This is a genomic window from Grimontia indica (genome assembly GCF_000333895.2).
GTDB classification, from domain to species: domain Bacteria; phylum Pseudomonadota; class Gammaproteobacteria; order Enterobacterales; family Vibrionaceae; genus Enterovibrio; species Enterovibrio indicus.
The window spans coordinates 111,400-125,256 of record NZ_ANFM02000034.1 but is presented as its reverse complement, the minus strand read 5'-3'; the positions used below and the strand labels follow the sequence as shown (position 1 = coordinate 125,256).

Here is a 13,857-nt window from a genome sequence, read left to right as displayed (position 1 = left end):
TCCGCGCAGCTGAAAGATTACAGTTTTAAAAAGCCGGCCTATGGCTTTTTACATGAACACGCAGGCACGGAGATGGCCTTTCAGCGTGGCACGTATGAGCATTATGACTACCCGGGGCGTTATAAGAGTGATGCTGCAGGGAAGCCTTTTACCCAGTACCGCCTCGAGCATTTAAGACGTGATGCCATCACGGCGACCGCGCAAAGCAATGTCCCTCAGGTTCAGCCGGGGATGCTGTTTGACCTGGTGGACCATCCGGATGAGACCACGAACCGTGACTGGGTGGTGGTCTCTGCCCAGTGTGAAGGCACCCAGCCTCAGGCGCTGGAAGAGGCTGGCGGTGAGGGCATGACGACGTTCCACAATACCTTTTCGGTCATTCCGGCTCACCGGCCCTGGCGTCCGACACCGCAACCAAAACCTTGTGTCCATGGCCCGCAAATCGCGATTGTCACCGGTCCGGATGGCGAGGAGATCTTCTGTGATGAACATGGCCGGGTGAAGGTGCAGTTTCCCTGGGACCGTTATGGTAACAGTGATGATGCCTCAAGCTGTTGGGTACGTGTCTCTCAGGGCTGGGCCGGCGGTCAGTATGGCATGATGGCCATTCCCCGCATCGGCCATGAGGTGATTGTGTCTTTCCTTGAGGGTGACCCGGACCAGCCGATTGTCACCGGGCGTACTTACCACGCCACCAATATGCCTCCCTATCCGCTGCCCGCCAACAAAACACGTACGGTACTCAGAACCGAAACTCATCAGGGCGAAGGCTTTAATGAGCTTCGCTTTGAGGACCAGGCGGGGCAGGAAGAAATCTATGTCCATGCCCAGAAGGACATGAACCTGCTGGTCGAGAATGACCGTAAGGACAACATCAAGCATGACCTCCATCTGGATGTGGAGAATGAAAGGTTCCAGCACATCAAGGTGGATGACCACCTGACGGTCGATGGGCAATCTAAAGAGCACGTAAAAGGTGACAAGACGGTCATCAGTGACAACAAAGTCCACATCAAGCAAGGCACAGGGCAACTTGTCGATGCAGGCAATGAAATACACCAAAAGTCCGGTGCCAAGTTAGTGATTGAAGCAGGCAGCCAGATCACGCTAAAAGCAGGGGGATGTTTCGTCACTGTTGATACTTCAGGGGTACATATATCAGGCCCCGTTGTTGATCTGAATGCAGGCGGCGCAGCAGGAAGCGGAAGTGGATACGGCGGTGCAGCACCCACATTGCCAGGACAACTGCCACCTAAGCCAGAAAACCCACTCCCTATGCTGACACCGGCACAAATCGCCACCATGAAGTCCGCCGCGCCATTCTGCGAAGAATGTGAAAAATGTAAGGATGGCCAATGCGAGATCTAGCCCAAGAGACAGAGGCTCCTCTCCATTGGTATGCCATATTCAACGGAACCTGCGATGACAAAGCGTTGGCAGATTTCTATCGATTTGGCGGTAATGACGCCAAACCACTTTGGAGCGGAACCCCCTACGCAGAATGGCATGAGGTGATGCCTTATATCGCCGACGTTTCGCACCTGCCTGATTTCATTACCTGGACGGAGCAGGAAGCGAACGAGGACTGGGGCATTCTCGTTGCGAGCACACTCCACTTGCCGGACATATTCCAACATTTTCGTAGTCTCACACTGGTGTGGATGCCCTCAGGCAACCATGCCTTTTTCCGTTTCTATGACCCAAGATTCAGTATCGATCTAGCGCGCTTCTGTGATGAAGAACAGCGCAACCAAGTGATGGGTCCTTGTCAGCAATGGGTTTCAAAACAACGCACAGTGACCAATTCTACCCCTGCATCTTCAGTCGTTGAGAAACCCTTTCCTTGGTGGGAAGTGCCTGAAGCTGTCGTTAAAAAGCTCAGCGAAGAAGATAAATCCGTCCTCATCGCCAACAGCATTAAATGGCTCCGGGAAAATCACGCCGATATCTACTTCTCTTTTCCTGAAAGAACCATTGAAGCCAAGGTCAAGCGCTTGGTTGAGCGCTACAAGGAAGAATTCGGCACGTTAAACAGTTACATCAAAAATGCATTGGATAAAGAGGTGTATCGGTGAGCAGTAACGTAATGACGATGGCTGACGTCGATAACATGTTCAGCAAGATTAAATCGGATTTCGAGACCTCGATTGATGAATACCGCAAACACTCAGAGAACTGGTTTTATGGGTGGGCGCTGGATATGGAACAAAAGGTTATCGTCAATGATAACGAGCAGTCTGCAGATACAGACGATTCTGAAATCGAAGCCGATATCATCACCTGCCCACTTGATGGAAAGATCACTCTTGTTCATTGCTTTGAAGCCGAAGCCTTTGTTCCCATCACAGGCACGCCATTTAAGGTACAGCCAGTCAAATTCGATGATGGGATATTTATCGATTCATACGAACCTGATGGTCCAGCAGTTTCCGGCACAATCGGTAGCGACGGCACCGCTGAGGTCATGCTAGACCCAAAATATCGGGGTAAACCTGTCCGCATCACCTTTTATCCCGAGGTGAGCGAAAGTGACATCAAAACCATGCTCGATTCCTATGACCCAACAATCAACAAGCTCACTGCTTGGTTGGATAAAGAATGGAAGACGCAGCGTAGCGAATGGCAAATCTATCTTAACGATCCTATTGATGTCTGGGACGAAGTGGGGAAGTTTCTCGATAATATGCTGGATGCTGTCGTTGATGCCTGGGATGAAATTGCTGATTTATTCAAGCTACTCGCCAACCCCACGGAGCTAGCTAAAAAACTCTCCAAATATTTAGAAAATCCAGAGTTGATTGCTGAAAAACTGGCCTCAGCCAAAGAAGAAGCCGAAAGAATGCTGACGCTGATAAAAGATGAAGCGCGCTGCTTCTTGTGTCTCAACGCAGTCATCTCTTGGTTCAAAATTCTTAGCCCACTCCAGATCCTCACTCTGGTGTCTGTATCTCTCGCCTCCATTCTGGTTGAGGTTGTCCTCAGTATTGTTATCCCCGGCGGCGCAGTTTTAAGAAATATCAATCGACTCAGAGATGTTGCGGGTACCGCAACCATGGTAGGTGCGTAAATGAGCAGGAAAGGACGCGCCGTCAAGGCCGTGAAGAAAATCAAAGAAGTCGTTGATATCACCAAAGTGGACGCGGTGGATAACATCGACACACTAAAAAAGGTCACCCAGCATGGCAATGGAAAGCTCAACGCCAGGGCTAAAGCCACCCAGAGTGTCGAGGGGAAAAACCTAGACGGTGCGACTTCGGAGAAACGCTCTGCGACCCAAAGTTCGCATATCACTTCTGAAAAACCTCGGGATATCGATAACAAAAAAAGCACCACCGAGAAAGGCGACGCAACACAAGGTGCTGGTAAGGACGTGTCAGAAGGCTGTCCGGTATCTATGGTCACGGGTGAAGAAACCCTTCAACTTAGCGATGTCACGCTTCCCGGTGCGTTGCCTTACACGTTTACCCGAACCTACAAAACATCAAGCTGTGAGCTCAACTCAAGTTTGGGTTATGGCTGGAGTCACCCTCTCAGCCAATCTCTGATCTTCGAAGCGGGCAAGTTGTTCTGGAAAGATGCCGAGGGCAAACGCACCCAACTTCCAGAGCCTACAGAGTCGCGACCTGAAATCTATAACGACCTCGCAGGTGCAGCAGTATTCCTCGGTGAAAAAGAGAATGAATATGTCTTGGCGCAAGCCGGGCAACCCTTTCATCACTTCACCCGCAGAGGGAATACTGCTCAGCTAACGGGTTTATCAGACAAATACAATAACCGCTTAACAATCGAATACGACGGCTATCAACGACCTCAAGCAGTTATCAACGAACAGGGTATTGCGCTTTGGTTTGAGTATCAAAGCGGCCTTATTTCTGCGATTGAGTTCCGCACGCTTAAAACAGACGGCTCAAAGAAGGAATGGATAACAGAGCGCACCAGTTTCACCTATCACTACAACGAAAATCAGCAACTCGTTAACGCCTTAAACACCGCTGGCGAAGGCGAGCATTATCAATATAACCCGTCCAACGTCATCTCGCTGCGCAAAATGGCAGGTGGCGTAGAGTTCGGCTGGCAGTGGGAGGGTGAAGGAAAGGAAGTTCGTTGTGTCCATCACTGGAGCAATACTGGTTACGACACCAAATTCGAGTGGGATGACGCGTCCAATGCCGTCGAAATCACCTATTCAGACGGCAGCACTGCCGCTTACCAACATGATGAAAACGCTAAGCTGGTAGCGCAAACAGACCCTGACGGCGCCGTTACAAAAAACGAATTCAATGAAAATGGCGATTTAGTCCTCACTGTCGACCCGCTTGGCAATGAAACCCGCCATGTCTACAACGACTTTCAACAGCGCGTGCTGACCGTTCTACCTGATGGAGAGGTGATTGAATACCAATACTGGCGAGGCAACCTTCGCCGGGTTATTCAAGGCAAGCGCAACTGGCGCTACAAATACAACGCGCAAGGAGACATCACCGAAAAACGGGATCCACTTGGCCAAGACACCTTCTACCGATACAACGGACAAGGTCAGTTAACCGAAATCGCCTACCCGGACGGCAGCAAGCATAAATTGGCTTGGAACCGACTGGGGATGCTGATTGGCGAAACCTATCCCGATGGTTCTCAAGCTTCCTATCGCTACGATATTTTCGGTCGCATCATTGTTGAAAAATCGGCCATTGGCGCTGTCACTCAATACGAGTGGGACAATGCTGACAGACTGAGCAAGGTGAAGCTCCCTTCCGGACAAACTAAGCACTTTGAATACAATGCTTACGGCAAGGCAACCCGTGTTATTGATGAAAACGGCCTGGAAACCCTGTACGACTATCACCCGAACACCGACCTTGTTAGTCAGGTCATCCAACCTGACGGCTCTACCCTTCGTTACCAGTACGAAAACGCCAAAAATTTCGTTACCGCCATCATCAATGAGCGCAACGAAACCTATCGCATCGATTACTACTCCAACGGTCTGGTTCGCAGTGAAACGACCTTTGATGGCCGTCGCTTCGCCTATGAATATGACCTCAACGGCAAACTGCTGAAGAAAACTGAGACCGGTACTCAAGGCACAGAACTGGAAACCGTTTTTGAGCGCGACGCCATGGGCAGGCTAACTAAGAAAACCCTGCCTGATGGACAAGAGGTCGCCTACAGCTACGACGCTTACGGACAGTTGATTGATGTTGACGATGGGGAGACTCCCCTTGCGTGGCAATATGATTTACTTGGCAGGCTCACCGAGGAACACCAAAGCTGGGCATCGAACTTCTTCGAGTATGACAGTGTCGGACATCTTTCCCACTGGCAATTGCCTGATGCTAATAAACTCAGCTTTGAACGCTCTGCCGGCGGCGTGCTGGGCCGTATCTTGCTCAATGATGAGCAACTGACCCGTCACCATTACCAAAATGGTTTGGAAACCGCCCGTAAACAAGGCGACATTCTCAGCCGCTTTCAGCATGACGAACAGGGGCGACTGACTGCCCATACCCAGCACCAAAACGGGCGACAGACACAATCCCGTCAATATCTCTATGGTGCTGATGGCAACCTGAGCGAGATGGCCGACAGCCGATTCGGTACAGTTTATTACGACTACGACCCGCTTTCACGACTCAAGAAAACACGGGGCGTGGTGGAAGAATCGTTCGCCCATGACCCAGCAGGTAACCTGCTTGATCAAGTCATTGGCGCTAAGGCAGGCACTAAGCCATTCGATGTTGAAGGTAATCAACTCAAATTCCACGGCGACAGTCACTATGAATACGACGAATTTGGCCGACTAATTGTTGAAAAACGCGGCAAAGAGCAAAGCCTAGTCACGCAGTATGAGTACGACTGCCAACACCGCTTAACCAAAGCCACATTGCCAGACGGTTCGTTCGCCACCTACAAATATGATGCGTTTGGCCGACGCATTGAAAAGTGCGTAACGAACAAGCTTGGCAATGTGAAAACTACTGAGTTTATCTGGCAAGGCGACACCCTGATTGCCGAAACCAGCAAAGACCATTACCAGACCTACATCTATGAGCCCGGCACCTTCAAACCGTTGGCAATGCTGTCAGGTGAAGGCACAGATTGTAAGGCTTACCACTACCACCTAGACCAAATCGGTACCCCAACAGATATTACCGACAATCAGGGTAGAGCGGTCTGGTCGGTGCAATACCGCGCATATGGCAATGTGCTAAGACAGCATGTTGAAGAGATCTCCAGCCCATTGCGTTTTCAGGGGCAGTATTTCGACGAAGAAACAGGCCTTCACTACAACCGACACCGTTACTACAGCCCAAACACTGGGCGGTTTGTTACGGCCGACCCCATCGGGTTAGCGGGTGGATTAAATAACTACCAATATGTACCGAACCCAACGGGATGGGTGGATCCGTTGGGATTGGCGAATGTATCTGTTAATGGCGCTTGTTGTGGGGATAGTCAAAAACCGGATTTTTATGTTGGTCCTTCAGGTCCTTCTTCTACTCTGCCTAGCACTGGCTACAGATACGAAAGGCTTTTAGAAGATAATGGCTCACCCTATAAATGGGGACATGAAATGCTCGAAACTGGGAGAGGTAAGCCTACTTATATTGGTTTTGAAGAATATGAGAATGCGGCTGATGCGCTTGATGCGTTTCAAATCAAAGGACCGAACATAGGTCCAGATGAGAATGGTATAGGATCATGGTCTGACGCAAGAATTCGTGGGAAATTTGATACGCTTCAGCTATATGAGGATGGAAAACCGCAAGTCAGAGTCCCCAGGTGGGCTGGTGACAGTGACCCGACAAGATTAGAACCGTTTGCTGAAGCCTATCCTCAATACGGTAAGGGAGGAGCAGTACAATTGCACGCCGACAGACGAGATGTTATCTATGATGCAGTAGAAATAATCCCAGAGGAATAAGATGGACAAATTAGAAAAACTTGCTGATGAAGCGTACGCTCTTAAAACGCTTATTTATCTAGTAGATAAATATGAAGCATCTAGCGATAAAAAAATAGAAATGGTCAAGCGTTTTTCTATGATACCTGGCTGTATACCAGGGAGGGTTATTGGATCAGTATTTTATCAATATGATGTAACTGATGAAGATCAACTTGTCATTCAAGAAATAGTTAATATTTATAGTTAACTCTCCAAAACAACAACTGGGCCAGGCACTTCGAATACAGCCGGGTGAAGACTAAGGCTGCGAGGCTTACCACTACCACCTAGACCAAATTGGCACGCCAACAGATATCACTGGTTTACACGGTAAATCCGTTTGGTCATTGTAGGTCTCTTTTTCTATTTATCGACTTATAAGCATTCAATGAACCATGCTTACAGCTTCGATGCAGAGTGTGGTTCATATAACCTCCCCCAACAACCACTCACAAAACGCATGGGTCGATAGGTTTCGTTGCTTAGTTTCCTCATCCATTCGGCCTGATGCCACCACACTCAACCAATCTTCCAGCATGGCTTTAAAGCCTTTGGTTTCTAGGATATCTGTCCAATCGGGCAGTTCGACAGTTTGGGTGACACCGTTCTCGAATTTCTCGCCTTTCAGGAAGCTGTTAAATTGATAGGCTTCGTTTTCAAAGGCCAACGACACTGACTCGCAGGTTTTGCCGAACTGACGGTTCATCTGGCCATTAAACAGAGTGCCATTTTCTTCCCAGGATAGATTGATCATGGCGATTTAATCGCCCGCTTTCTGGCACACCACCTGAATGTATTGCTGGTCAATGTTTCCATGGATATTGAGCGAATCAATCACGTGGATCATGTCATCAAAAATGAAGTCCTGTGCTTTGCCTGTCAGATTGAGTCGATGTTTGTGCCAAGTGAGAGCTCGAAGATCGTCTCGGCCCACCAGCGTGTTCCAAAGCGGAATGTAGCGGCGATTGAAGCCAACAAACAAAGGGAACAGATTTTTGCTCTGACAGATCATGAAGCTTTTGGTAGTCGGCAAAATTCAGCGTGGCAGGCTTATCAACGAAAACGGGAATGTGCTGCTCTATAAAGAACGTCGCAATAGCAGCATGGGTCTCGCTGCTGGTGTGGATCATCACGCCATCGATATTCATCTTAAGCAACTCTCGATAATCGCGGCAGGTTTCCGCAATGCGATATTTGCTAGCGACTACTGCTAGTTTTTCTGGGTTGCGGGTACAAAAGATAAGCTCGAGATTTGGCATGCGGGTGAGCAAAGGAAGGTAGGCTTTAGTAGCAATATCACCCAAACCGATTACGGCAATTCTCATTCATTTCCCTTTCATTGTTGAAGCAGATTGCTTGCTGATTCGGAGCCAATCGCAAGCTGAAAACCTGGCTTGGAGGGTATCATTTCTGTGCCAATTTAGACTCCAGACGTGTCACACTAAAGAGACATTTTCGATATTCACCTTCTCTATTTCGTTCTCACTGCTTTTGCTGTTCCTCGCCTATTGACACCTATTTGGCGACATTGATAGGTTACGTTATAACATAACAACTCAGTTTGGCTAGGATGCTAATCCAGACCGTAGAGAAGCATGTTAGATGCTCGTGTTGGGTCTGTATTTCAAGGCATATGAATGAAAGACATTAAACCTATTTTCCGGAATCTCGAGAAAATGCTCCGGCAGTCGTCATGGTTTGATGATGGTTGGGAAATATATAACCGCGGCGTGTACATGCAGCTTTATAAGGAAAGTTGGCACAATGAGGCTCAAGGCGGCATCCACTTTGAAACCTATATTGAAGCGCCGCAGTTAAAGCAGAAAGAGTTTCCTATCTGTATGCATGCAGAAGAAGACTGCCCTTCACAATCTGAATTTGTCCGCAAATTTCTGGAACTTGAAGGGGAGAAAATCAAGGGCTGGAAAGGCTATCAAACCATAGGAAGCGGTTATCATATTTGTCAGCGCAACCTGCCTCTCAACTTTAAAAACCTCGAACAAAAGCTGTATGAAGAGTTTAACCGTCTCCGGCAACTTGAAGACGGTATTGAGCAGACATTAAGTGAGCTTTGAAGCAGGATAACGATGAAGCGGAATCAAAGTCCCTGTATTGATGTGTGCGATTTTTCTGGCCCCAAAGGATGGTGTTTAGGGTGTGGTCGTACGCGTGAGGAATGCCAAAAGTGGAAAGGCATGAAGCCTTACGACAAAAATGCCCTTCAAAAAGAACTGAAGAAAAGGATGTCTAAGTTAGTGGTTAAAGAAGGAAAATAACGATCGCATCTTGGTGCTGCTCTCCTATACCCAAATAACCTGAATCCGATCCAGTGCAATTATTACCTATGGGTAATAATCAATTTCGAATGTGTTGGATTATCAATTTTCACATCATCAATATAATGCGCCCCATTCCGCTAGCCTATGAAACTTGATGACAAGGCTGGCATACCGTATTCAACAACACTCTGAGTGTTGGTATTGGGAGAGAACGATGTCAAAAATCGTTGTAGTAGGTGGTGGTGCAGCAGGCCTGGAGTTAGTCACTCGTTTGGGTAAACAGTTTGCGCGTCGCCGTGAACATGAGGTTATTTTGGTTGAGCCTGCCAGTCACCATTACTGGAAGCCTCGTCTGCATGAAATCGCGGCCGGAACCTTCGACCAAGAATTGGATGCTGTTAGCTACCTCCAACATAGCTTCTGCAATCGCTATCAATATGTCCAAGCTTCAATGTCTGCACTTAGCCGCGCTGACAAACAGATTGAAATTCGTGATGCCAATGGCCAGATATCGACGATTGATTACGACTATCTGGTGATTGCGGTTGGCGCAGTAAGTAACGACTTCAAAACGGCAGGCGTCAGCGAACACTGCCTGTTTTTAGACTCTGCAGAACAAGCCCAGCGAGCATGGGATCACATTAATCCTTTGCTGAAAGCCGATGAGTCGCGTCAAATCTCTATCGTGGGTGCAGGTGCAACAGGCGTCGAATTGGCCGCCGAGCTTGCAAAAGTCAGTAACCAGCTAAAACGTTACCGCAGAAATGCCGAGCTTAAAATTACCCTTATTGAAGCCTCTGATCGGGTATTGCCTGCTGGCCCTGAGTGCATGTCCCAGAAAGTGCAGCACGCACTCACTAAAAGCGGAGTGAACGTTAAAACAAACACGCGTATAGCGCGCGCAGAAGAAGGGAAACTCATTACTGATAATGGTGAAGTTCTGACTGCCAGCCTTCAATTATGGGCGGCAGGCATTAAGTGTGCACCATGGCTTGCGACACTTGATGGATTGGAAACAAACCGCCTGAACCAGTTGAAAGTTGACCAAACGCTGCGTACCTCGATGGATGAGAATATCTTTGTTATCGGTGACAGCGCTGAATGCCCGCAGCCTGACGGCAGCTTTGTACCACCAAGAGCGCAAGCAGCAAATCAGGCTGCAGATCATTTAGCTCGCCAGCTTATCCGTATGCTTAAAGGTAAAGCGATGAAACCATTTATTTTCAATGATGGCGGAATGGTTATCGCGGTTGGCCATGACTATGCAGTAGGCAGCCTGATGAACGACAAATTGATCGTTCGTGGCCGCTTTGTACGCAACCTGTATGACACAATATTTCGTCTTCACCAGAAAATTCTATTTGGTTGGGGTCGCGTCACGGCACTGGTGCTTCTAAAGCGTGTAAAGGCATCACTGAATCCTTTCTACAAGCACAATATCTCCTAAGATTTGGTGACACTGTCACTTCCTATTCTCACTGAGAAGTGCAAAACACTTCTCAGTGCCTTATCGCTTGCTTTTTCAGCTCAGTTTTCCAGCGCGCTGAGAATTTTTGGAATAACAATAATGTGGACTAAACTTCGTCAGTCTCTCCCTTTACAGCTAGCGTTTGCCGCTTTCTCAGCTTGGGCCATAACCCGCCTCTTCTCCATTGACGATCAGGTCGCTCAGCAAGACTGGTATCAATTGATCGCACTGGGTAAAACCACTTATCTGGGTTTGCTCAAAATGGTGGTAGGCATTGTTGTGATGCTGTCACTGCTGCAAGGTATCACCAGTATTGGCTCAACAATGCGGTTAAAAAAGATAGGCCGAACCACGATACTGTTTTATAGCTTTACCTCTTTCATTGCTATCAGCCTCGGGCTGGGTGCGTCGTTACTGCTCCCACCATGGGAGCCACTGACATCGATTGTGCCAGTGGGCGAAGAGGTCAAATTGATTAGCGCTGAAGCCGCTAATGGTGGGGCGATTGCAGAAAAACTATTCTCGATGGCACTTGTCAACCCAATACAAGCCTTGTCCGAAGGTAACCTTCTCGCGATTGTCTTATTCTCATTTATGCTCGGTTTGGCCTTAGTGTCGACACTACCTGAGAAACATTCGTTATTTGAGGTGATCAATGGATTAAACAAAGGCGTGAATAAAATCGTCAACGGTATCATCAAGCTTGCTCCATTGGCCGTTTTTTCCATCGTTTTTGAATTTTCTGTCTCCGGCAGTAGTTTGCTGTTCAAGCAATTGGCCCTGTTTGCCGTATTGGTGTTTACGCTCACCCTGATCCACGGCGCCATAGTGTTGCCGGGTATTGCAAAATTCATCACTGGGATAAGTTTCAAGCGTCTCTTTAAAGCATTGTCTGCCCCAATGGCCATGGCATTCGCGACTTCCTCTAGCTCTGCAACCCTGCCCCTTTCGATGCAGACTGCAGAGCAGGAACTTGGGGTATCTCAAACGACCAGCAGTATGGTTTTACCTCTTGGCTCTGTCATGAACATGGATGGCACAGCACTGTTTGAAGGGGTAGCTGCGATTTTTCTTGCTCAGCTCTTTGGTGTCGATCTGACAACCTCAGGATTGGTGATGATCTTTATCATGGCCATGGTGTCTTCCATTGGCGCGCCAGGAATGCCTTCAGGTTCTATGTCCGGTATGCAGATGGTACTTCTGGCGGCGGGTATTCCCCTTGAAGCGATTGCCATACTATTGCTGATTGAACGCCCACTGGATACCTTCAGAACCGCTGTTAACGTTGAAGGGGATCTGATTGCTGCGGTAGTGATCGATAAGTGGCAACAGGAGGAAGGGGCAAGTCATCAGCTAACCCATCACGCCATTTGATAACTGCCATCGGTATGCCCATCATAGATATGAATCTGAATGATTATTCATCATGTATTTTTCTTAATCCGGACATGCCGATGGCCAAACAAACTTTTTACAGCCCAATACAATAAACACCTTCAAACAGCCGAAATAGGCCTTACGCAACCATGCGCATTTAACACTCACTTGTTTATTATTTGCTACTGGTGTTTTTTATTCACAGTATTTGTGGATAAGATACATAAGGTCAACGTACGTCTTTACTTTTAACTCAGCGGTTCTTTTTTGAGAAAACCAAGTTAAAAATTTATCTATCTTGTACATCCGACCATAACAGTCTTATTTGACTAACATTTTTAGTCTGACAGACTGTACTCCTTCTCAACCTTGGCAATTCGTGTTGTAAAGGCCTGATACCATTTTTTTCGCCCCATTTTCTGGGCTTCTACATGCTCCATGTTTACTTTCCATTGCTTGATGGATTCGAGGTCTTTCCAGTACGAGACCGTAATACCTAATCCCTCCCTGACCGATTCAATGCCCAGAAAACCAGGTTGCTCAGCTGCCAACTCAACCATTCGCTCGGCCATCTCTCCATAGCCTTCATCGATCTCTGTTCGGTGGTTGGTGAATATCACAGCGTAATAAGGCGGCTCTGGGGTTTTCGCAATGTCAGACATGATCATTTTCTCCTTCGCTCAATTGCCTACAGGAAGTATCTCAGTCTTTGGGATAGCTTCAAATACGCTTCAATGCTCTACAATCAGAAGAGTCATTTCAATGGATTAATCACTTTTGGCTTTTACGTTGCGACAATTGCAGTACTTCGTCGCTACTGCAGAGCAAGGCAGTATGTCCCATGCCGCCCAGTTGCTTTCTATCTCCCAGTCCGCAATAACGGACGCGATAAAAGATCTTGAGGCTGATCTCGGGGTGCTTTTGTTTGAACGCCATCCAAGGGGTCTGAATATCACCCGGAATGGTCATCACTTCCTGCGGCATGCCAAAACAATCCTTGGGCAAGTCTCCGATGCACGCTTATCTCTTTCTCCAGAGAGCTCTACTTCCAAAGGGGAACTTAACATTGGCGTGACGGCGCTAGTTTCAGGCTATGTATTAGCTGATATTCTTTCACGTTATAAACGTGCTTATCCTTACGTAAAAATCGCCGTTATCGAAGACAACAGTGAATATCTCGAGCATCTTTTGATTGGGGGAGAACTTGATGCTGCTGTGATCCTACTCGATGAAGATCAGGACCTAATGGCACTCGAAGCAGAAACATTGGATGTTTCTCCATATCGGCTCTGGCTGCCGATTGGGCACAGATTAACCACCAGCGACTCTATCTCACTCGACGATATTTCGGATGAGCCCTTGGTCATGCTCAATATCGAGGAAATCGAAGCCACCACACACAAATTGTTGAGCGCATTAAATACGCGCCCAGACATCGTATTCCGCACGCGCTCCGTTGAAGCCGTCCGTAATATGGTCGCTACTGGCGCAGGAGTCACTTTATTGCCGGATATGGTTTACCGGCCTTGGTCGCTGGATGGTGATCGCATTGAATCACGAGACATCTCGGGCTCGCTCCCTGTTATCCGAATTGGTGTGGTGTGGCGAAAAGGCTCAAAACTCCAACCTCACGTTCAAGGTTTTATCAACGTCGCCCAGTCTCATCACAAACAGCGCTCACGATAAAAAATCTATTTTTCCTGTAGTTACTTCTGGTATCGGATTTTCCTATACCTCTCTTCTGGATATCCCATTTGTAAATGTGTACTCAAAAAACAAAGCTTCTAAAG

General features: G+C 47.9%; 13 protein-coding genes and 2 pseudogenes. 11 read left to right on the top strand and 4 right to left on the bottom strand.

Features of this window, described 5'->3' with window-relative positions; all coding sequences use genetic code 11:
• From tssI to D515_RS26455, 6 genes and pseudogenes are all read left to right on the top strand, one after another.
• A partial coding sequence (gene tssI / locus D515_RS18810; protein WP_051997530.1) for a type VI secretion system tip protein TssI/VgrG occupies positions 1-1,368 on the top strand: 1,368 nt, incomplete at its 5' end.
• Positions 1,356-2,075, top strand: coding sequence for a DUF4123 domain-containing protein (locus D515_RS18805; protein WP_002540741.1), 720 nt, complete (start codon positions 1,356-1,358; stop codon positions 2,073-2,075). The genes tssI and D515_RS18805, both read left to right, overlap by 13 nt.
• On the top strand, positions 2,072-3,067 hold the full coding sequence (locus D515_RS18800; protein ID WP_152442400.1) for a Rhs family protein: 996 nt from the start codon (positions 2,072-2,074) through the stop codon (positions 3,065-3,067). Before D515_RS18805 ends, D515_RS18800 begins: the two co-directional genes overlap by 4 nt.
• Positions 3,068-6,922: an RHS repeat-associated core domain-containing protein gene (locus tag D515_RS18795; protein ID WP_002540738.1), complete on the top strand. Its 3,855-nt coding sequence runs from the start codon at positions 3,068-3,070 to the stop codon at positions 6,920-6,922.
• Between the two features lies 1 nt (position 6,923).
• Positions 6,924-7,151, top strand: coding sequence for a hypothetical protein (locus tag D515_RS18790; protein WP_039850309.1), 228 nt, complete (start codon positions 6,924-6,926; stop codon positions 7,149-7,151).
• 76 nt (positions 7,152-7,227) lie between these two features.
• Positions 7,228-7,296, top strand: a pseudogene (locus D515_RS26455) (hypothetical protein); the annotation flags it as partial.
• Positions 7,297-7,367: 71 nt separating this feature from the next.
• Here D515_RS26455 and D515_RS26245 read toward each other — a convergent pair.
• The 3 genes and pseudogenes from D515_RS26245 to D515_RS26235 form a co-directional block, all read right to left on the bottom strand.
• Positions 7,368-7,697 carry a hypothetical protein gene (locus D515_RS26245; protein WP_239643995.1) on the bottom strand — a complete coding sequence of 110 codons (330 nt, stop codon included), beginning with the start codon at positions 7,695-7,697 and terminating at the stop codon, positions 7,368-7,370.
• A 6-nt stretch (positions 7,698-7,703) separates the two neighbouring features.
• Positions 7,704-7,955, bottom strand: coding sequence for a hypothetical protein (locus tag D515_RS26240; protein WP_239643997.1), 252 nt, complete (start codon positions 7,953-7,955; stop codon positions 7,704-7,706).
• 31 nt (positions 7,956-7,986) lie between these two features.
• Positions 7,987-8,268 (bottom strand): annotated as a pseudogene (locus tag D515_RS26235) (Gfo/Idh/MocA family protein); the annotation flags it as partial.
• Positions 8,269-8,580: 312 nt separating this feature from the next.
• Between D515_RS26235 and D515_RS18780 the strand changes: the two are divergent.
• The 4 genes from D515_RS18780 to D515_RS18765 all read left to right on the top strand — a co-directional run bounded on the left by D515_RS18780 (position 8,581) and on the right by D515_RS18765 (position 12,064).
• On the top strand, positions 8,581-9,018 hold the full coding sequence (locus D515_RS18780) for a hypothetical protein (RefSeq protein ID WP_002540737.1): 438 nt from the start codon (positions 8,581-8,583) through the stop codon (positions 9,016-9,018).
• Positions 9,019-9,030: 12 nt separating this feature from the next.
• A complete protein-coding gene (locus tag D515_RS18775; RefSeq protein WP_002540736.1) occupies positions 9,031-9,219 on the top strand; it encodes a DUF1289 domain-containing protein in 189 nt (62 codons plus the stop codon).
• A 217-nt stretch (positions 9,220-9,436) separates the two neighbouring features.
• Positions 9,437-10,669 (top strand): NAD(P)/FAD-dependent oxidoreductase, encoded by a 1,233-nt coding sequence (locus tag D515_RS18770; RefSeq protein ID WP_002540735.1) that lies wholly within the window; start codon positions 9,437-9,439, stop codon positions 10,667-10,669.
• A gap of 120 nt (positions 10,670-10,789) precedes the next feature.
• Positions 10,790-12,064 carry a dicarboxylate/amino acid:cation symporter gene (locus D515_RS18765; protein WP_002540733.1) on the top strand — a complete coding sequence of 425 codons (1,275 nt, stop codon included), beginning with the start codon at positions 10,790-10,792 and terminating at the stop codon, positions 12,062-12,064.
• A 341-nt stretch (positions 12,065-12,405) separates the two neighbouring features.
• On the opposite strand, the gene D515_RS18760 is transcribed toward D515_RS18765, so the two are convergent.
• Positions 12,406-12,729: an antibiotic biosynthesis monooxygenase family protein gene (locus tag D515_RS18760; protein ID WP_039850315.1), complete on the bottom strand. Its 324-nt coding sequence runs from the start codon at positions 12,727-12,729 to the stop codon at positions 12,406-12,408.
• Between the two features lie 115 nt (positions 12,730-12,844).
• Between D515_RS18760 and D515_RS18755 the strand changes: the two genes are divergently transcribed.
• Positions 12,845-13,753, top strand: coding sequence for a LysR family transcriptional regulator (locus D515_RS18755; RefSeq protein ID WP_039850308.1), 909 nt, complete (start codon positions 12,845-12,847; stop codon positions 13,751-13,753).
• Positions 13,754-13,857 lie beyond the last annotated feature (104 nt).